The 20,530-nt window shown below is 43.9% G+C and carries 19 protein-coding genes; 9 read left to right on the top strand and 10 right to left on the bottom strand.

What is annotated here, in order from left to right; genetic code table 11:
• Position 1: 1 nt before the first annotated feature.
• Positions 2-379 carry a helix-turn-helix domain-containing protein gene (locus tag QWZ17_RS22630; protein ID WP_290307599.1) on the top strand — a complete coding sequence of 126 codons (378 nt, stop codon included), beginning with the start codon at positions 2-4 and terminating at the stop codon, positions 377-379.
• Positions 380-389: 10 nt separating this feature from the next.
• On the opposite strand, the gene ftcD is transcribed toward QWZ17_RS22630, so the two are convergent.
• The 8 genes from ftcD to QWZ17_RS22590 all read right to left on the bottom strand — a co-directional run bounded on the left by ftcD (position 390) and on the right by QWZ17_RS22590 (position 9,446).
• Positions 390-2,078 carry a glutamate formimidoyltransferase gene (gene ftcD / locus QWZ17_RS22625; RefSeq protein WP_290307598.1) on the bottom strand — a complete coding sequence of 563 codons (1,689 nt, stop codon included), beginning with the start codon at positions 2,076-2,078 and terminating at the stop codon, positions 390-392.
• A gap of 60 nt (positions 2,079-2,138) precedes the next feature.
• A complete protein-coding gene (gene hutI / locus QWZ17_RS22620; protein ID WP_290307597.1) occupies positions 2,139-3,362 on the bottom strand; it encodes an imidazolonepropionase in 1,224 nt (407 codons plus the stop codon).
• Positions 3,363-3,475: 113 nt separating this feature from the next.
• Positions 3,476-5,149, bottom strand: coding sequence for a urocanate hydratase (gene hutU / locus QWZ17_RS22615; protein ID WP_290307596.1), 1,674 nt, complete (start codon positions 5,147-5,149; stop codon positions 3,476-3,478).
• Positions 5,127-6,686, bottom strand: a complete 1,560-nt coding sequence (hutH, locus tag QWZ17_RS22610; protein WP_290307595.1) for a histidine ammonia-lyase — start codon at positions 6,684-6,686, stop codon at positions 5,127-5,129. Before hutH ends, hutU begins: the two co-directional genes overlap by 23 nt.
• The gene (locus QWZ17_RS22605) at positions 6,679-7,188 is read right to left on the bottom strand and encodes a MarR family winged helix-turn-helix transcriptional regulator (RefSeq protein WP_290307594.1); all 510 of its coding nucleotides are present in this window, start codon (positions 7,186-7,188) and stop codon (positions 6,679-6,681) included. Before QWZ17_RS22605 ends, hutH begins: the two co-directional genes overlap by 8 nt.
• A 154-nt stretch (positions 7,189-7,342) precedes the next feature.
• Positions 7,343-7,858, bottom strand: coding sequence for an OmpH/Skp family outer membrane protein (locus QWZ17_RS22600; protein WP_290307593.1), 516 nt, complete (start codon positions 7,856-7,858; stop codon positions 7,343-7,345).
• 102 nt (positions 7,859-7,960) lie between these two features.
• Positions 7,961-8,407, bottom strand: a complete 447-nt coding sequence (locus QWZ17_RS22595) for a hypothetical protein (RefSeq protein WP_290307592.1) — start codon at positions 8,405-8,407, stop codon at positions 7,961-7,963.
• Between the two features lie 67 nt (positions 8,408-8,474).
• Positions 8,475-9,446 carry a hypothetical protein gene (locus tag QWZ17_RS22590; RefSeq protein ID WP_290307591.1) on the bottom strand — a complete coding sequence of 324 codons (972 nt, stop codon included), beginning with the start codon at positions 9,444-9,446 and terminating at the stop codon, positions 8,475-8,477.
• A 62-nt stretch (positions 9,447-9,508) separates the two neighbouring features.
• Here QWZ17_RS22590 and QWZ17_RS22585 point away from each other — a divergent pair, with 62 nt between their 5' ends.
• From QWZ17_RS22585 to QWZ17_RS22575, 3 genes are all read left to right on the top strand, one after another.
• Complete coding sequence (locus QWZ17_RS22585; protein WP_290307590.1) at positions 9,509-9,916, top strand: DUF2251 domain-containing protein; 408 nt, start codon at positions 9,509-9,511, stop codon at positions 9,914-9,916.
• Between the two features lie 82 nt (positions 9,917-9,998).
• Positions 9,999-10,241 carry a DUF6364 family protein gene (locus QWZ17_RS22580; protein ID WP_290307589.1) on the top strand — a complete coding sequence of 81 codons (243 nt, stop codon included), beginning with the start codon at positions 9,999-10,001 and terminating at the stop codon, positions 10,239-10,241.
• On the top strand, positions 10,231-10,653 hold the full coding sequence (locus tag QWZ17_RS22575; protein WP_290307588.1) for a type II toxin-antitoxin system VapC family toxin: 423 nt from the start codon (positions 10,231-10,233) through the stop codon (positions 10,651-10,653). Before QWZ17_RS22580 ends, QWZ17_RS22575 begins: the two co-directional genes overlap by 11 nt.
• Positions 10,654-10,711: 58 nt before the next feature.
• On the opposite strand, the gene QWZ17_RS22570 is transcribed toward QWZ17_RS22575, so the two are convergent.
• Positions 10,712-11,224 carry a YdeI/OmpD-associated family protein gene (locus QWZ17_RS22570; protein WP_290307587.1) on the bottom strand — a complete coding sequence of 171 codons (513 nt, stop codon included), beginning with the start codon at positions 11,222-11,224 and terminating at the stop codon, positions 10,712-10,714.
• Positions 11,225-11,392: 168 nt separating this feature from the next.
• Between QWZ17_RS22570 and QWZ17_RS22565 the strand changes: the two genes are divergently transcribed.
• From QWZ17_RS22565 to QWZ17_RS22555, 3 genes are all read left to right on the top strand, one after another.
• The gene (locus QWZ17_RS22565; RefSeq protein WP_290307586.1) at positions 11,393-11,821 is read left to right on the top strand and encodes a nuclear transport factor 2 family protein; all 429 of its coding nucleotides are present in this window, start codon (positions 11,393-11,395) and stop codon (positions 11,819-11,821) included.
• A 368-nt stretch (positions 11,822-12,189) separates the two neighbouring features.
• Positions 12,190-14,529, top strand: a complete 2,340-nt coding sequence (locus tag QWZ17_RS22560) for a glycoside hydrolase family 31 protein (protein ID WP_290307585.1) — start codon at positions 12,190-12,192, stop codon at positions 14,527-14,529.
• A 202-nt stretch (positions 14,530-14,731) separates the two neighbouring features.
• Positions 14,732-16,906 carry a DUF5916 domain-containing protein gene (locus QWZ17_RS22555; protein WP_290307584.1) on the top strand — a complete coding sequence of 725 codons (2,175 nt, stop codon included), beginning with the start codon at positions 14,732-14,734 and terminating at the stop codon, positions 16,904-16,906.
• A 73-nt stretch (positions 16,907-16,979) separates the two neighbouring features.
• Here the strand turns inward: QWZ17_RS22555 and QWZ17_RS22550 are convergent, their stop codons facing one another.
• Positions 16,980-17,267, bottom strand: coding sequence for a GNAT family N-acetyltransferase (locus tag QWZ17_RS22550; RefSeq protein WP_290307582.1), 288 nt, complete (start codon positions 17,265-17,267; stop codon positions 16,980-16,982).
• Between the two features lie 486 nt (positions 17,268-17,753).
• Here QWZ17_RS22550 and QWZ17_RS22545 point away from each other — a divergent pair, with 486 nt between their 5' ends.
• Positions 17,754-18,365: a hypothetical protein gene (locus QWZ17_RS22545; protein WP_290307581.1), complete on the top strand. Its 612-nt coding sequence runs from the start codon at positions 17,754-17,756 to the stop codon at positions 18,363-18,365.
• 104 nt (positions 18,366-18,469) lie between these two features.
• Positions 18,470-20,365 carry a DNA topoisomerase IV subunit B gene (locus QWZ17_RS22540; RefSeq protein ID WP_290307580.1) on the top strand — a complete coding sequence of 632 codons (1,896 nt, stop codon included), beginning with the start codon at positions 18,470-18,472 and terminating at the stop codon, positions 20,363-20,365.
• Positions 20,366-20,530: the final 165 nt, after the last annotated feature.

Below are 20,530 nucleotides of genomic sequence, written 5' to 3'. Positions count from 1 at the left end.
AATGACAAAACCACAGTGGTTCATAATAGAAACCGAAGAAGATTATAATCGGGCGCTTGAACGCTATGAAAAAGTTAAGCGTTCTGAGAAAAATTCTGAAGAGCATAAAGAAAAGCAATTGCTTGTCCTTCTCATTTCGGAATACGAAAAATCACACAGCGATTTACCTGAGGTAGACCCGATTGAATTAATTAAAATCCGGATGGAAGATTTTGGCTATAAATCTTCAGACCTGGCAAAAGAATATGGTGATAAGGGCACCGTTAGTAAGGTATTAAATTACAAACAGGCCCTGTCTTTAACGATGATCAGAAAATTTAGTGAATTACTTCATATTCCTGCTTCGGCGTTAATTAAAGAATATCAACTGGCTGAATAGGTTTAAGTTTTTATACCCCTATCTTGCCATTCACCAACTCAATAATCTCTGCCTCTAAAGCAATCGCCTGCCTTTCTATCTCATTGCCACGGTAAATAATATCGACTACGTAATCTTTGTCCTTATAACCTGATGCATTGATCTTCACATTCATGAAAGCGCCAAGCACGGCGGTACGGGCGCAAAGCGCGGCTACGCCGGCATCGGTTACAGAGTTGGGGTTGCCAATTTCAACCATCGCTTTGATCACCTCCATACTACTCAAGGCTGTTTCCATCACCTTAAACGGAACTTCAATGGCATAGCGAGTAGCATCCTGAATGGCTTTGTCACGGGCAGCTTTTTCTTCGTCAGTGGCTTTTGGCAGGCTGAATGATTCCATGATCTTATTAAAAGCCCTGGTATCCAAATCCACCAAACTCAGCAGTTCATTTTTGTATTGCTGGGCTTTCCCGGCCCAATCGCTAAACTCCAGCCAGCGGCTGTCCCAGCCTTTTTTGTGCGAACTCAAATTGGCTACCATCCCAGCCAGCGACGCGCCTAACGAACCTATATAAGCCGAAATAGAACCACCGCCCGGTGCAGGGCTTTCGCTTGCGGTCTCATCTGCAAAATCAGTAAGGCTCATACTGATAAGCTTACTATCAGCCTTATCTTTTAACAGGTATTCAATAATCCGTTCTCCGGGAATAAATGGACCAAGCTCATCCAGTCCCATGGATTTAATGGCAATTTTGATCAATTCCTTTTCGCTCACCCCAACAGAGCGCTGCTGTTTGCGCAGGAAATATTTGCCTGCATCCAGCATCGCCTTCAAGGGGATAAGCCCCACCAGTTCGCTACCCGTAACGCGGATGCCACGCTCATTGGCCTTAGTGCATACTTCATCAAAAGCTTTATGCACGGGCGTAACCTCGATATTGGTGAGGTTCATGGAGATTTGCGCCACACCATACTCTTCTATATACCAGCCGATGGCTTTAACAGATTTTAAAGAACCGGGAATTGTTTTGGCTTTGCCATGCTCATCGGTTACAATTTTACCCGTTACCGGGTCGCCTTCACGCAGGGTACGGCCCGCCTCGCGTACGTCAAAAGCAATAGCATTGGCCCGGCGGGTTGAGGTAGTGTTTAAGTTTACATTGTAGGCCACCAAAAAATCCCGGGCGCCAATAACGGTTGCGCCCCGCTTAACGTCATTCTCCGCAGGACCAAAATCCGGTGCCCATTCCGGCAGCTTTATCTTCTTAAAAAAGCCTTCATATTCCCCCGCCCTAATCACCGATAGGTTGCTACGGCGTTTATCAGCCTGCGCGTTCTCGTATAAATAAACCGGGATCTGCAACTCCTCGCCTACCCGCTTAGCCAATAGACGCGCGTACTCTGCTGTTTCTTCCATAGTAATATTGCTAATCGGAATCAGCGGACAAACATCTGTAGCCCCCATCCGTGGGTGCTCTCCTTTTTGTTTGCTCATATCAATCAACTCGCCGGCTTTTTTTATAGCCAAAAAAGCCGCTTGAATCACTTGCGCAGGCTCCCCCACAAAAGTTACTACCGTACGGTTAGTGGCCTTGCCGGGATCAACATTTAACAGCCTCACACCTTCAACCGATTCAACCTCGTTGGTGATCTGTTTAATAATATCAAGGTTTACACCTTCGCTAAAATTGGGTACGCATTCAATTAGTTTTGTCATTGGTCATTAGTCATTAATCATTGGTCTCATCACTTTGTAAGATCAACGGAATCATCTTAATCAATTCAAATCAGCAGCCCATACAATTGCGGGTTTCAATTTGCCCTGCATGTACAGTATCTCCCGGTAATCGGCACATGGATAGGCTTGAATATCGGCAAGCTTTCCTTTGGTTAATGTACCGCGGTCGTTTAGTTTTAGCGCCTGTGCTGCACGGCTTGTGAGGCCTGCAAATACCTCAGCGGCCGATAATTTTTCGGCGGCGGCCATAACAGCGGCCTGCATCAAAAGATCGCCCATTGGTGCCGATCCGGGGTTCCAGTCGCTGGCTATGGCCAGGCAAGCCCCTGCATCCAGCAACTTTCGGGCAGGCGCGTATGGCATACCTAAACCTAAAGACGCGCCCGGTAAAGTTACGGCTACCGTATCAGAATTAGCCAGCAAATTTATTTCATAACCTGTGCTGGCCTCCAGGTGATCTGCAGACGCAGCACGGGCTTTAACAGCTACCTCACTTCCGCCGGTAGTAAACTGATCGGCGTGTACCGTAACCTCGAAGCCCTGATGTTTGGCTTTGGCAAGATAGTTCAGCGCGTCGCTGGTATTAAAAGCGCTTTGCTCTATGAAAATATCAGCACGGTTGCTTAAACTTTGCTGCCTAATTACCGGGAGCAAATCGTTCAATACATATTTCAGATAATCCTGGTGTGTTCCATCAAAATCCTTAGGCAACATATGAGCGGCAAGGCAGGTAGATATTAAACTGGCGGTAGTTTTATCAGCCACTGCTTTTATCACTCTTAACTGCTTTAACTCGGCTTCTTTACTCAAACCATAGCCGCTTTTTATTTCGATGGTGGTTACCCCCTCGGCCAAGTGGCGCTGTACACGTTTTAGCAACAAATCGGCTAAAACAGCTTCATCGGCAGCGCGGGTTTGCGTAACCGAATCCCAGATACCACCGCCCGATTGCGCGATTTCCAGGTAGGATTTACCGCTGTTGCGCATGGCATAATCTTTTGCACGACTACCCGCAAAACAGATATGCGTATGGCAATCAATAAAACCCGGCAGCAAAACGCTATCGCCGGTAATTTCTTCTATTTGTGCCGATGGATTGGCTTTTCTGAGCCTCTCAAAGTCATCCACAGCAAGGATCAACCCATCATCAATTAACACACCTCCATTTGGGATGATGTGCAGTTGCTCGTCCCGCAGACTGCCCTTGACAGGTAAATCTGTAAGTGGTAGTATTTGTGTGAATGGACCTATTAGTTTTTTCATAACCTCTTTCTTTTGTCAGAATCAGAATTTACAGAATTAGTTAATTCTCAGAATGTTTTTTATTGCTTGCACCTTGTTAATTCTTAAATTCTGTAAATTCTGATTCCGACCATCTACCAAACCTTCAATCCAAACTTATCCGCCCATTCCTCGGCCTTATCATACCCTGCATCGGTATGCCTGAAAATCCCCATCGCCGGATCATTATATAAAACCCTACTTAAGCAAGTTGCCGCGCGGTCTGTTCCATCCGCTAACACTACCATGCCGGCATGCTGCGAGTAGCCCATGCCTACCCCGCCGCCATGGTGAAACGAAATCCAGGTAGCTCCGCCAGAAGCATTGGCCATGAGGTTTAGTAATGGCCAGTCGGATACGGCATCTGAGCCATCTTTCATTGATTCGGTTTCGCGGTTGGGCGATGCTACCGAGCCGCAGTCCAAATGATCTCGGCCGATCACTATCGGGCCTTTTACTTTTCCTGTTCTCACCAATTGGTTAAACAACAATCCGGCCTTTTCCCTATCGCCCATACCCAGCCAGCAAATGCGGGCAGGTAAACCCTGGAACGAGATTTTTTCGCGTGCATTGGTCAACCATTTGGCCAGCGGTTTATCCTCGGGGAATAACTCCATCAGCGCCTTATCGGTGGTATAAATATCCTCCGGATCACCGGACAAGGCTACCCACCTGAAAGGTCCTTTCCCCTCGCAAAACAGCGGACGAATATAGGCTGGCGTAAAACCCGGAAAGTTAAAGGCATCCTGTTCGCCACCCTGCCGGGCAAACTCGCGAAGGTTGTTGCCATAATCAAAAGTAATAGCGCCGCGTTTTTGCAGCTCAAGCATCAGCCCTACATGCCGGGCCATGCTTTTTAATGACCGGCGTTTATATTCCACCGCATCGGCATTGCGTAACTCTGCAGCTTGGCTTAGCGACAAGCCGTTAGGTATGTAACCGTTTAACGGGTCATGTGCCGATGTTTGGTCGGTTAATACATCGGGGATGATATTGTCTTTCAACAGTCTATCCAACATATCACCCGCATCGCTTACCAAACCTACAGAAAGGGTCTCTTTTTTGGCGATGGCTTCCTTAACCCAGGCAATAGCCTCCTCATAGGAGTCGGTCATCCTATCGATATATTGAGAATCCAATCTTTTTTGAATCCGGGTTACATCAACATCGGCACCTAAAAATACGCTACCGGCCATGGTCGCTGCCAGTGGCTGCGCGCCGCCCATACCGCCTATGCCGGCGCTTACGATTAGCTTACCGGTAAGGTCTCCGTTAAAATGTTGGTTGCCACACTCTACAAAGGTTTCATAGGTGCCTTGTAAAATACCTTGAGTGCCAATGTAAATCCAGCTGCCGGCCGTCATTTGGCCATACATCATGAGGCCTTTCGCCCTAAGTTCATTAAAATGCTCCCAGTTGGCCCATGCGGGTACCAGGTTGCTGTTGGCTATCAAAACCCGGGGCGCTTCGGGATGGCTACGGATAATTCCCACCGGCTTGCCCGACTGTACCAACAGTGAATGATGCTCATCCAACTCCAGCAAAATCTCAATGATTTTTCTTAATGCTTCGGGGTTACGGGCCGCCTGGCCAATGCCACCGTAAACCACCAGTTCGTCGGGATTTTCGGCAACCTGGCCATCCAGGTTATTAAGCAGCATCCTTAAAGGCGCCTCGGTTTGCCAGCTTTTGGCGTGCAGCTGCATGCCGCGGGGTGCTCTGTACACCGGGTGGTTGGCATAGGTTTTAATAAATTCCGAACTCGTCATGGCTAAGCTTTATATTGTTTTTAATGGCTGCATCCCCGGCGGTGGCTAAAAATGAACCGTCGGTAATTAGTTGGTGCAGGTTGCTGATATCCTCAGAAAAAATGCGGTCGTCCAGTATATGTGGCACATGTTGCCTCACCTTTTCATGCAGGGCCTCAATAACCAGGGTTGATTTAAGCGGCCTACGAAAATCCATAGCTTGTGTAGCGTAAAGCAGTTCGATGGCCTGGATATATTCCAGATTATCGATCACCTGGTGCAGTTTGCGCCCGCTTACCGATCCCATGGATACGTGATCTTCCTGCCCCAATGAGGTAGGCACGCTATCGGCACTGGCAGGGAAACAAAGGCTTTTATTTTCGGTAACCAGGGCCGCGGTAGTATACTGCGGGATCATTAAGCCGGAGTTTAAACCGGCATCGAGCGTAAGTAATTTAGGCAAACCGTAACGTCCTTCGCTCATGAGATAGCAGCGCCTATCGGCAATATTGCCTAACTCGGCAGCTGCAACAGTGGCGTAATCAAGCGGTAGTGCCAAAGGCTGCCCGTGGAAATTTCCTCCACTAATGGTATCATCGGCATTAAAAATAACCGGATTATCGGTAACGGAATTAAGTTCGATCTCGGTAAGCTCTTTTAAATGCAGCCAGGCATTGCGGGATGCGCCGTGCACCTGCGGCATACAACGAAGGGAATAGGGATCTTGCACCCTATCGCAGTTAGCGTGCGATGAATTGATCTCCGATCCATCCAACAACGTAAACAGTCTGTCGGCAACGTACCTGGTGCCTTTAAACGGACGTAAAGCGTGGATGCGGGCGTCAAACGGTCTTGCCGAACCCATTAGTCCTTCTAACGACATAGCGCCTATTAAATCGGCCCGGTTCAGTGCTTCATCCAATCGTTGTACCGCTTTAATGGCAAAGGCCAGTATAAATTGGGTACCGTTTATTAATGCCAACCCTTCTTTGGGACCTAAAATTAATGGCTGTAGATTGTGTTTTTTTAATACATCGCCGGCAGGCAGTTTGATACCATTTTCAAACACAAAGCCTAAACCTATCAGCGGTAAAAACAGGTGCGAAAGCGGCGCCAGATCGCCCGAAGCACCTACCGACCCCTTTTCGGGGACCACAGGAATAATATCATTGTCAATATGCCAGATCACCCTTTGCAGAGTAGCCGGTGCAATGCCAGAGTATCCTTGCGCCAATGCCTGCACTTTGGTAATCAGCATTAATTTGGCTATTTCCTGCGGGATGGGGTTGCCCACGCCCACGCTATGACTTTTAAGGATATTGCTTTGCAGCAAACTGGTATCGGCCTCAGAAATGCGGGTATCACAAAGCGGACCAAAACCGGTATTAATTCCATAAACCGGTTTCTGGGCATGCACTATTTTCTCCACCTCGCGCCATGACGCGAGGATGGCTTTTTCCGCATCGGCATTAATAACTCCTTTGGTTTTACCGGCGGCTATATCCAGGCAAATCCCGATGCTGAGATGATCTGTGCCGTAATGGAATTTGCTATTCATCACCAACAGATTTAAGGTTAGATACTAATTTGTCGCCTATCAAACCAGCGAGGCTGATGGAACGAAACTCATTTTCTAAAGCGGTTATTGCAGACAGCAGTTCTTTTGATCCGGGATCGGTATTTACCAGTTGTGTCATCGCCTGGGTTATGGCTTCCCACATCGGCAGGATCTGCGCTAACAATTGACGACCGCTATCCGTTAGCGTAACCAATTGCTTACGCCCGTCATCTGCGCTGGTTACACTAATAACCAATCCCCGATTTTTAAGGTTAGTAATTAGCTGACTGGCAGCCGGATGACTTACCTCTATCTGCTCGCTCAATTCCTTAATAGATAAAGCATCGTTTTTTGACAGCAGATAAAACACCGGGAACCAGCTGGCATCAAAATCAATACCCTCGTTTTGATAGGCGCGGTTAATTTCGGCCAAAAAAGCCTCACTTAACCGCCGCAGCCTACTCCCCAAAACCAGGTAACCTAAGCTTTGATATAAATTCATAACGCAATTTATATAAGTGCTTATATAAATACAAATTTTGAGAAGAATATATTTTGCAGAGAGGCCTCCTAACAAAATAGCCCGGCTACCTTTAAAGGCGTCGGGCTAAGCTTGCTAAACATTTAGCAAGTTTGCTAAATTGATTTACCTGGTATTATTTGATGCCTAATTTGGCTTTAGCGGCGTTCATCAAATCTGTTCCATCCGGCGAAACAATCACCTGGGTACCTTGTGATGAATCTATCACGTAGCTGAGGCCGGTTTCTTTGGCTATGGCGTTAAGCGCTGCTATGGCTTTATCTGATAACGGTTTTACCAACTCGTTTGATTTTGCTTCTACCTGCTGGCGGGCGCTGTTTTGCAGGTCCTCCATTCGTTTTTGAATATCCTGTAGTTCGGTTTCTTTTGCAATACGGGCAGCGTCGGTCATTTTAGCGCTTTGACTTTGGTACTCTTGTCCCTTGGTTTGCAATTCGTTGTTCATGGCCGTTAGCTGATCAACAAACTGTTTTTGATAAGTGTCTATCTGCGCTTTTACACCTTTAGCTTCGGGCATCTGCCCTAACAAAGCCTGAAAATCAATATAACCAATTTTTGCCTGGGCTTTGGCAACGTTACCGGCTAATATCAAACTTAACGATACGAATAAAACTAAAATTGACCTTTTCATACCACGCAAAGATAATATGTATAGCAGAATTTTGAAACGCCAACCCCATTGTCACGAGGAAATTGCATTAAAATAACACAATATTGACTTGTTACCTTTAGCTTATCTTATAAACCCACTTATAAATATCACCACAAAAACACCTGCTAAGGTAACAGCGGCTCCGATTAACGCTACCAACAAGGCACGCCATATTGTAAAAACAGGGCCGCCTGACGTAACGTGCATTTTCATTTGACCGCCCATTAATTTCTGTACTATTAAATAGGTCAGCCATGAATAAATAAGCGGTACAATATAGGTTGGCACATTTATGTTGTCGGGAATCATAAATATCGCTCCGAATAAAATGATAGTCGCTATTGCCCCGTAAACGATAGCCAGTTTCGATTTTTTATCTTCGTTAAAAACACGATAGTTTTCTGATATAAGGTAACCGGCCACCAATGGTCCGCCAAAAAAGGTGGCCGCGCGGATGGAATTTAGGGTGTAAATTTTTTGCGTAATTGCTTCCTCGTAAAATACTTCTTCTATAGTTTCAGCTTCCATTGTGGGTTTGGGTTGATAATTAAGTTGGTGTAATATTATGTGATAGACGTGTTTTAAAGAAAAAAATTTACGGCGTAAGTATATAAATTACTTCCTTGCCAACGATAGCCAGTTGTTTGGTTTCCCTGTTAAAAACTATTTGCGCCAAAGAGTTTCTGCTTACAATACTGGATTGCTGTTTGCCACTATTAATAGCTTCATTTTTATCAATTATCTCCCCTGTTTTTACGTTGATTATCTTTGGATAACTAAAGGTATCCCATGCTAACTCATCGTTAATGGCAAACAGGTTACCAAAGTCTTCATTTACTTTTACCGGGGTTGAAACAGTGCGATCCTTTATATTCCAGGCAGCAATATGTTTAGGCGGAAAAACAACATTTTCTTCATCAAAGGATTCCTCTCCCGATCCTATAATAACTATATCGTTACTGATAAAACCTGCCGTATTAACTTCGGTATCTATGTCAGGGTATATGTCACAACCGTCGAGTAGCAAGGGATTTTCGATACAGTTTTTAATGTTATAAGCATAAATGGCCTCCCTTGGGTGCCAGTGCCAGCCTTTATTTAATAAGTAGGCTCCGTTGGGGCTTATCTCCAATCTGGAATGAAAAAAATCTTCTGGTGCGCGATCCGGCACATCGCTTACAATCTCACCGGTTTCAACATTTTCAAAATCAAGTCTGCAGTATTCTTTAGGGCAATGGATCAGATATGTTATATCGTCAATGGTAGCAAAGGCGGCAGGGTACTCGTAAGTACTTGCATAATAATAAGACCTGTTTATCTCCCGTAATAATCCGCCATTTTTTATGAGTAATCCTTTGGTGCCCAATTTTTGGTAAACAAAAGCGTATTTACCATCATGAGATGAAATGGCTCCCGTGAAATCCAAAGCACTGTAAGAATTAACATACAATTGCCGCGTTTTGCCGTCCATTGTATATTGGGTGCCCGCGCTTGCCCAATCAACAATAATATCATTTACCCACGAAATTGTTTTTATATAATTCGCGGTTAAGGTTTGTGTTTTCATTTATAGTATGAAGATAGCATATTATGCTAATTAAAATCCTTCTCTTAACGTAACTTTGCCAAATGATTTTGGAATTAGAGGATACTTTTTTTGTTGGCGAAGATACTTTTTTTGATAGCGTTGCACCTACGTCATCGCACGGGGTGGTTTTTGAGGATGATGGTAATACCGGATACTTTTACGCGATTGGAAAATTACCCGGCCAGGAAATTTTGGATGCTTTACATATTTATGATGTTGAAAATGTAACCGAAAAAGGCAGGCAATGCAGCATCAACATTGTATGGACTAACGACTGGCAATTTGCATCCCTGCTGATTAACAACTATTGCCACGCCATATTTGATTTTAAAAACAAAACCGGTTATTCCCGTAACGCCTTCCCGCCCGCTAAAGGCAAGTGGCAAAATAATAAGGAGAGGGTTGAGTTGACAGATGATTTGTTGGAAGAACTTTTGAGCGGGAAATAAGCGTTACCCCGCGGGGACTATGATAGTACAAAACGCACCGCAAGCAATGCGCATTAATTAAAACTATACGTATATTTACAATATGAAAACCAAATTAAATTTAACTATCGAGGAGAGTTTATTGGCCGATGCAAAAATGTACGCTCAAAAACAACACAGAAGTGTTTCACAATTGGTAGAAGATTATTTTAAAAGTATAACTAAAGCGCCAAGGCGAAAAAACATTATCGAATTGGTTGAGCGACTTGATCCACCTGCCTTTGATGCCCAAACAGATCTAAAGGAGCTATATTACCAGGAACACGCAAAAAAATATGACATCTAAAATATTCCTTGATGCCAATATTTTGCTTGACTTCATCCTAAAGCGTGGAGATCATTACCAGGAGGCTAAACAAGTTATGGAACTTGTTATTAATAATCAGGTACAGGCTTTCATTACCTCTTCAGTTTTGCACATAACTGGCTATTGGGTTGCCAGAGCATATGGCAGCGCGAAAGCCAAAGAATTACTTGTAACACTGCTAATTGATATACAAGTTATAGATATCCCTCACCAGGTAGCCTTAACCGCGTTACATTCTTCCATCAACGACATAGAAGATGCGCTTCAATATTATACGGCTATTCATCACAAACTGAATTGCTTTGTATCTCGCGATAAACAATTGCAAAAAGACGGCATTGCTGCTTTACCAGTGTATTCACCCAAAGAGTTTTTAGAGAATATTGGTTAAATGTATTTTAAATACAGAAGACCTATTAAGTTGATTTTCTCGAATCCAAACATCCCTCCTATTGCCTCATCCTCTTTTGCTCCCTCATCATCATCCCATAATCCATACGCCGGGCCATGGCGTTTATGCTGGCTGCTATGCGGTTGGCGCGGGTGGCGTCGGTTTTGGCACTGTCAATCCATTTAATGAAGTAGCCGCGGTGGCTTTCGGCAATGCTGTTAAAATAATCGGTAGCTTCTGAGTCATATTCCAGGCATTCTAACAAATCGGCGGGTACCGTAAATTTAAAATCGTCGTCGGGTTCTATCTGTACTTTAAGCATGGCACCCTTTCTTTTGTGCAGCGCCTTGCAGATATCCTTTTTTAGGGCCATAATAAAATTGCCATCGCCCATAGGCATCAGCGCCATGCCGGCAACGGATAAGTTATCCAATTTCCCCTTTACCCGGAATGATTTTTTGTTACCGGGTTTCATTTCCTGCGCTAAATCGGCCGGAATTTCAATATAAGTCCACCCGGTTTTTTCGCCTTGTTCTGCAAATTGTAAAATAATGGTGTTAAAATCAATCATGCCGGATAGTATATAATCCTAACGTTGCTAAATATTTAATAAATAATACCAATTGTTAAATGTTTGTTAAATCGTATAAATTGATTGATTTAACTGTAACGAATGGAATACTGCCGCTGTCTTATAGATATAAATTAAAAAACAAATAACCTCAAAAACAACAACAATATGAAAACCTTAAAATCAATAATCGCAGCTTTAGCTTTAATAATAGTATGTGGTGCCGCCAAAGCAAATGTAAAAGTTGAAGGCGACAATTTAACCCGCAACTTCGTCATAAATACCTACATAGATGCCATGACCCGCGGTAAAGTAGCCGGCCTGGGCGATGTGGTTGATCAATCGGCAAAATTCAATTTATTACGTGGTAAAAACGTTTTGAGCTTTTCAAAAAATGAAATGATTGAATCTGTAAAAGCCAACAAAAATACCGAGCAAAATTGCACAACCAGCACAACCATCATGGAAAGCAATGCCGACATGGCCGTTGTAAAAGTTGACATGCAGTTTGATGGTTTTGTACGCACCAACTACGTAACCGTAGCCAACACCGGTAAAGGCTGGAAAATTACCAACGTATACAGCGTGTTTAAATAAAGATAGTTTTAGTTTAGTGTTTAATGTAAGTAAGTATAGGCTCCACCAGGTGGGGCCTTTTTTATTGCACACTAATTTTGCTAATTGTAGCTAATTTCACAAATTGTAGGGTATGGGCTTGTACTTTTCCTGACAACGACCACTTACTTTATTGATATTATTTTAACACATTCCTATACAGAATTAACAAACGGGTGAATTATTTTTTGCAATAAAAAAATAAGCCTATATTCACGTGTTCAAAACAGGTGTCATTCTTACACTTATTATAAACCAATTTACTGCTGTTCAATATGTTTAAAAAATTACTCACCTTAAATGTAAAAAAAATACAATCGATTGCGATGTTTTTTTTACTTGCGGGAAGTATGGCTGCAATGCCTGCTAAAGCTGCCGTTAAATCCTTCAAAAAAGGGGCCGACGGCGTTACTTTTACTTTAGATAAAGGCCTCATGAAAGTGCTGGTGCGCGGCGCCGATATCATTGAGGTAAAGTATACCATTTTTGATGCCTTTGAAACCAAACCATCATTAGTGGTTATCAACAACTGGAAAACACCTGCGCCTTACCAGGTTAGCGCAACAAAAACAGAGGTGGTAATTACCACCGCCAAATTAAAGGTTAAAGTTAATAAAGCAACCAACGCTATTACTTATACCGATTTAAGCGGCAACATCATAACTGCCGAAGACAGCGAAAACAAAACCATTACCCCGGCTACCATAGCGGGGATTAACACCTATAACGTAAGCACCCAATTTACATCGCCAACTACCGAGGCTTTGTATGGCCTGGGTTGCCATCCCTTAGATTCTTTATCCATCAACTACAAAGGCCGCAACCAGGAGCTGTTGATCAAGTACCTTACCGGCGCCATCCCGGTATTACTATCAACCAAAGGTTATGGTTTACTTTGGGATAATTATTCGGCATCAAACTTTTACGGTGCCGAAGCTAATAACACCAAATTCAAATACGTATCTGAAAGCGGTAAACAGGTTGACTACTACTTTTTTTACGGCCCCGGCTTTGATCATATTATTGATCTGTATCGTACAGCGTCCGGTCGTGCGCCAATGTTTGGCAAATGGGCTTATGGCCTTTTCCAATCACAGGACAGGTATATGAGCGAAAAGGAAATTCTGAGCGTGAAAGATAAATACCGTGATAACCATATCCCGGTTGATGTTATTGTGCAAGACTGGTATTACTGGGACCCATTGCCAATCGGATCGCACGTGATGAAGCCCGAGCGTTACCCGCATCCGCAGCAAATGGTTGATGAGCTGCACAAGGCAAACATCCATGCCATGATTTCGATATGGCCTGTATTTGGTAAAGGCACACCTAACTACGATGCCTTAGAGAAAATGGGCGGTTTAACCGATATTACCTGGGATAACGTAGTTACCCACACCTTTGATACTTATTACGATGCCCACAACCCTAAAGCCCGCGAGCTTTACTGGGATCAGGCCCGCGATAGCCTGGTAAAACGCTATGGTTTTGATGCCTGGTGGATTGACCAGTGCGAACCGGATAACGGCGCCCTGCTGGATGCCCGCCGCCAAAGTAATTTTAGCATAGGTAAAGGGATTGATTATTTTAATACCTACTCTTTACAACATACCAAAGGTGTTTATGACGGCTGGCGCAGGGATATCCCGGGCAAACGCGCTTTCTTTTTGGTACGCCAGTCGTTTGCCGGCGAACAGCGTAACGCGGCCACCTTATGGTCAAGCGATATTGAGTGTACATTTTGGAATTATAAAAACCAGGTGCCACAGGGTATTAATGCCTGTGCATCGGGTATCCCGTATTGGACCTCTGATATCGGCGGCTACCACTTCCATTGGAAAGCGGCCGATTGGTCGCAGCCGGATAAGCGCGAGTTGTTTACCCGCTGGTTCCAGTTTGGCGCGTTTTGCCCAATCTTCCGTATCCATGGTAAAGGCGAACGTGCTTTGTTTAGCGATAACTGGGATGCTGATACCAAAGCCATCCTGTTAAACTTTGATAAGTTGCGATACCGTTTAATGCCATACATTTATTCGTTGGCCGGTAGGGTTACCCAGGATAACTACACCATGATGCGCGCGCTTACATTTGATTTCAGGAACGATTATAAAGTTTACGGCATCCCAGATCAATATATGTTTGGGCCAGCATTTATGGTTAACCCGGTTACCGAGCAGTTGTATACATCTGCCGATGCGGATAAAAAAGCCAAAGCCCGCCAGGTTTATCTGCCGGCGGCTACCAAATGGTACAATTTCTGGAATGGCGAAGTATTGGATGGTGGCCAAACTGTAAGCGCGGCTGCACCTATCGAAATATTGCCACTTTACGTAAAAGCGGGATCTATCATCCCGATGGGCCCGCATATGGAGTACGCTACCGAGAAAAAAGCAAACAATATCGAGCTGCGCATTTACCCGGGTGCCGATGGTACTTTCAAATTTTACGAGGATGAAAACGAAAGTTACAATTACGAAAAAGGCCAGTTTGCAACCTTCACCTTTAACTGGAATGATAAAGCGCATAAGCTAACCATATCTGATACCAAAGGCCATTTCCCGGGCATGCTTAAAACCCGCACCTTTAGCGTAGTAATGGTAAAAGGCGCGCACGGATCTGACGTTGGTATAACCGCCAAAGCCGATAAAGTGGTAAAATACGCCGGGAAGGCTTTAGTGGTAAATATGTAGTTGGGGAGAGAGGCAAGAGATTAGAATCAAGAGGTTAGACAGCTGCGAAAGGCGTAGATTCCAGACTTACGAAGTTTTAAAAACTTCGTAAGTCTTTTGCCGCTTTATTATTTTTCCATCAAAAGTCTTGATTCTTGACTCTAATCTCTTGATTCTTCTCCCCTATTTCCTATCTTTCCCAAAAGAAAAACCTTCATCTCCATTGAAAATTACAAGCCCGCTATCTCCTGTAAAAATATTATTGTTGCTGGGTTTGTGTTTTTTTAGCGTTTTTGTATCGGCACAAAAAAAGAACGCGGGTTACCAATACCATATCCGCAAAGCTGCCGGTCCAATTACTATAGATGGATTGATAGATAGCGCCTGGCTTAAAACAGATTCGGCCGATAAATTTGCCATGGTATTGCCTATGGATACCAGCCTGGCTACCGTGCACACCATTGTACGGATGACGTATGATAACAACAACATTTACGTATTGGCGGTTTGCTACACTGCCTGCCCCAATCAGTACATGGTAGAGTCGCTTAAGCGCGACTTTAGTTTTTTGAAAAACGATAACTTTATCTTTTTCCTCGATCCTTTTGACGCCCGTACAGATGGCTTTAGTTTTGGTGCCAATGCAGCCGGAGCGCAATGGGACGGTACCATGTATGAGGGCGGCAAAGTAGATTTAAGCTGGGATAACAAGTGGACCTCCGTAGTCAAAAACTATCCCGATAGATGGGTGTTTGAAGCTTCCATCCCTTTTAAAAGTATTCGTTACAAAAAAGGAGTTGGTGCTTGGGGAATCAACTTTAGTCGCAACGATTTAAAAACTACCGAAAAATCGGCCTGGGCACCGGTGCCACGTCAGTTTCCTACAGCTTCGCTGGCATATACAGGCTCGTTAGTTTGGGACGAATTACCGCCTGACGCCGGTACCAATATTTCTATTATTCCATACGCGCTGGGTGGCATTTCTAAAGATTATACCAACGGTAGCAAAACCGATTGGAAAAAAGAGTTTGGGGGCGATGCCAAAATTGGCCTTACCTCATCCTTAAACCTCGACTTGACCGTCAATCCCGATTTTTCGCAGGTGGATGTTGATCAGCAGGTAGTGAACCTTAACCGCTACGAACTGTTTTTCCCCGAGAAACGCCAGTTTTTTTTAGAGAACGGCGACTTGTTTGCCAATTTCGGCTACTCCGATATCCGGCCTTTTTTTTCGCGTAGGATAGGACTTAACGCCCCAATCAGGTTTGGCACCCGGCTTACCGGAAAATTGGATAAGGATTGGCGGGTAGGTCTCATGGATATCCAAACCGGCGAATCAAACGATGCCACTACGGCAGCGCAAAATTATGGTGTGCTCACCTTGCAGCACCGGGTATTCAGCCGCTCAAACATCGGCTTTATGTTTATCAATAAGGATGCAACAGGTTCATCAGCACCCGGTAATGCTTACAACCGCAATGTGGGGATGGAATATAACCTGGCATCGTCAAACAATACTTTTACCGGCAAACTTTTGGGTATTAAGTCATTTACCCCCGGTTTAAAGGGACACGATATAGTAGCCGCCGGGCACCTGCAATACCTTAGTAAATCCTGGACTTTGTATTTACAGGATGAATATGTAGGCAAAAATTACACCGCCGGTGTGGGCTACGTGCCCAGGGTAGGTTATAATAAGATTAGTCCGCTGCTATTGCATAGCTTTTTCCCTAAGCAGGGCAGCGTATTAACACATGGCATACAGTTATTGAGTAACTATTATTTCGACGAGCATTTTAAACGTACGGATAACGAAAGCAGCCTGGCTTATATCATTACGTTTCGAAACCGAAGCGTTTTTACCCTTACAGGGATTGATACCTATATAAAACTGCTTGTTCCTTTTGATCCTACCAACACCGGCAAAACGCCTTTACCTATCGGTAACCAAAACCATTGGAACACCATCGACGCGCAATTCGCTTCAAAACCACAATCGCTGTTTACCTATTTGGTTGAGGGGTTGCATGGCGGTTATTATTTGGATGGCAGCAGAAGCAGTTTGATAGGGCAATTGGGTTACCGCTTTCAGCCTTATGTAAACCTATCAGTAAACACCTCTTTTAATGATTTGCACTTGCCCGCCCCGTATTACAATACCAGTTTTTGGCTGGTTGGGCCGCGGGCCGACGTAACGTTTAGCAACACGCTGTACTTTACCACCTACGTTCAATACAACGGCCAGGTAAAAAACATCAACACCAACGTACGCCTGCAATGGCGCTACAAACCAGCATCAGATTTCTTTATTGTTTATGGCGATAACTCCATCCCTTCGCCGTATACGGTTAAAAACAGGCAACTGGTGGTGAAATGGACTTATTGGTGTAATCTGTAGGTTGGAGTGCGGGGAGCGGGTTGCCGGGTTCGTGTTTACCCATCGGCCCCTAATAAAAGTCGGCAATTTTTCCTTATACAGCCACCAGCCTATTCCATTCCGGATGCCTTTTCAAATAAGCGGCAACATACGCGCAAAGCGGCACTAATTTAAGATTATGCTCTTCAATATAGTTAAATGCCTTTTCAACCAGCGCTGCTGCAACGCCATGGCCTTCTAATTCAATGGGCACTTCAGTATGGATAAGGTAAATCTTATCGCCTTTTAATTTATAGTCAATAAACGAACGGGAGCCTTCAACAACAAGTTCAAAATTGTGAATAGCTTCATTGTTAACAAGGGGAATTTCCTGGTATTTCATTAAGGTAAAATATAAGTTGCGTTAAAAGTAAGTATTTGATTGAGGTAATATCCTATTCCTTTTTTATTTTTGAATCATCTAAACTGATAACATCAACACCGGCGTTGATACTTACTAATCCTGTGGGTTTTAATGCAGCTATCAGCCGTGTTTTTTTTGAACTGGTTTGAAATTTCGGCCCACGTTAAACCATCTGCATAAAAAAGCATCTGTATGCATGTTCTTCGGTTCAATTTAAAAACAGGCGAGCGTTTGTAAAAAACAGGATATAAACAAGGCGAACACAACCACAGGCAAACACAAACAACTGGTATTAACTAAGTTATTTGTATTTTTAAACTATAATTAATTTTGATATGTGCTTCTATTTTTATAGAATTACATAAAAAGAAACGGCCCTGGTTTCGCCCTATAATGAATACTATTGTGAAGCAACTCAAGTGTTTTGTACTTCTGGCTGTGCTATTACTATGCTTTACGGGCGTTATGGCGCAGTCAAACCATCTGCAATACCAGGCTAAACTTAAACGTAAAACTAATGGCGTAAAAGACCGGTATATCCCACCGGCTAAAGGGAGCGCCCAATTCAAAGAATTTTCGTTACTAATGGCCCAGGCCAATGTTGAATTTACTTTTCCAAAAGGATTCAAAGAAATTCCGGCGGCAAATAATGAGGATTTCTCTTTTGATTATGCCATGGAAATTCCCGGCCAGGAGTTTGAGATATGGTTCCAGGTAAAATCATTGAAACAAAACTGGTTAAGTGTTGAACGCAACCACGAACAGGAAAACCCCGATTCATCCTATCTTAAAGTAGGCAAAGCCCTTGCAATAACCTTTACCGGCGAGCAGGATAATTTTATACGTAACATACCTTCAAATGTGCTGGCACGCTACCGGGCCGACGCCGGTAAATCATATCTGCTTAACCTTATAGATTCGCCGGATACCAAACATTACAAATACGCCCTGCTTATCACCCTTCAAAAAAACCACACCGGCACCATCACCGCCGTTTGTTTTACCAATGAAAAAGACCCCGAATTTTTCAGGAACATTGATAAAGCCAGCAATTGCCTCAAATTCAAGATCCATTAAGATAATGTTAATAAGTTGACAGTTTTGAACGCTCAATTCAAAGCCGAAACTTTATTTTTGCAGATAGGTGCATATTGGCGCCTGCTTAAAATTCTATTTGATAAATGGCAGAACCAGTTAATTACAGCGAAGATAGTATCCGCTCCCTCGATTGGAAAGAACACATCCGTTTACGTCCCGGCATGTACATTGGTAAACTGGGCGATGGCTCGGCTTATGATGATGGTGTCTATGTGTTGCTTAAAGAGATCATTGACAACTCGATAGATGAGTTTGTAATGGGCAGCGGCCGTACCATTGAGGTAAACATGAGCGATCATAAAGTATCGGTACGTGATTACGGTCGTGGTATTCCTCTGGGTAAAGTAATTGATTGCGTATCTAAAATAAACACGGGTGGTAAGTATGATAGCAAGGCTTTCCAAAAATCGGTAGGGTTAAATGGTGTGGGTACCAAGGCGGTTAACGCGCTATCGAACGTATTTACCGTACAATCATACCGTGACGGGCGCACCAAACTGGCCGAATTTGCCAAAGGCGAACTGATACGTGACGAAGCCGAGAAAGATACTACCCAGCGTAATGGCACAGCCATTAATTTTACGCCCGATGATACCATTTTCAGAAACTACCACTTCATCCCGGAGTTTGTAGAAAATATGATATGGAACTACGTTTACCTAAACTCGGGTTTAACGCTTAATTTTAACGGACAAAAATATTTCTCAGAGCGGGGTTTGTATGACCTCCTCACCAAAAATACCGATGCCGAAACCCTGCGCTACCCTATCATTCACCTTAAAGGCGAGGATATTGAAATAGCCATGACCCACGGTCAGCAATATGGCGAGGAATATTACTCGTTCGTAAACGGCCAGAACACTACACAGGGCGGTACCCACCAGGCGGCTTTTCGCGAGGCGGTGGTAAAAACCATCCGTGAGTTTTATAAAAAGGAATTTGACGCCGCCGATATCCGTGCATCCATCGTGGCAGCTATTGCCATTAAGGTGCAGGAGCCGGTGTTTGAATCACAAACCAAAACCAAATTAGGGTCGCAAAATATTGGTCCGGAGGGACCATCAGTACGTGGCTTTATTAACGATTTCCTGAAAAAGGAACTCGATAACTACCTGCATAAAAACCCCGCCGCTGCTGATGCACTGCTAAAACGCATCCTGCAATCAGAGCGTGAGCGTAAGGATATTGCCGGTATAAAAAAACTGGCCAACGAGCGTGCAAAAAAAGCATCGTTGCATAACCGTAAACTGCGCGATTGCAAGCTGCACTTTGAAGACACCCACGAGCGCCGACAGGATACCACCCTGTTTATTACAGAAGGTGACTCGGCCAGTGGTAGCATCACCAAATCGCGCGATGTGATGACCCAAGCCGTATTTAGCTTAAAGGGTAAACCGCTAAACTGTTTTGGTTTGACCAAAAAAGTGGTTTATGAAAATGAAGAGTTTAACCTGCTGCAGCATGCCCTTAATATTGAGGATGGCCTTGATGCACTACGTTATAACAACATTGTAATAGCTACCGATGCCGATGTGGACGGGATGCACATCCGCCTGTTGCTGATGACTTTCTTTTTGCAGTTTTTCCCAGACCTGGTAAAAGCAGGGCATGTATCTATATTACAAACCCCGCTATTTAGGGTACGTAATAAAAAGGAAACTATTTATTGCTACAGCGATGAAGAGCGCCGCAACGCCATTGATAAATTAGGTAACAAGCCCGAAATTACCCGCTTTAAAGGTTTGGGTGAAATTTCGCCAGACGAGTTTGGGTTGTTTATAGGTAAAGATATGCGCCTTGACCCGGTGATTTTAAAAGACGCCAACATCAAGGGCCTGTTAGAATATTTTATGGGTAAAAATACTCCAACCCGCCAAATGCATATTGTAAACAACCTGCGGGTTGAAAAAGATGATGCCAGCATTAACCCGTTGGTGGCCGCAGAAACAGATGGTGTAGAACTGCCGGTTGCGGTGTAAAAACACGATTGAAGGATTTAAGCAGAATTGGAAAGGATTTTCTACGTTGGCAAATTTTGAAAATACTGCCATTCATTTAACATCTCTTAATCCTGTAAAACATATTTCGAAAATATTCATTACCTTGTATCCCCCTATTCGTTAACAGATAGGGGGATAGTTTTT

Source organism: Mucilaginibacter flavus, assembly GCF_030409315.1.
Classification (GTDB): Bacteria; Bacteroidota; Bacteroidia; order Sphingobacteriales; family Sphingobacteriaceae; genus Mucilaginibacter; species Mucilaginibacter flavus.
Note: the sequence above shows the minus strand (reverse complement) of the source record. Positions and strands in the feature narration are given on the sequence as shown.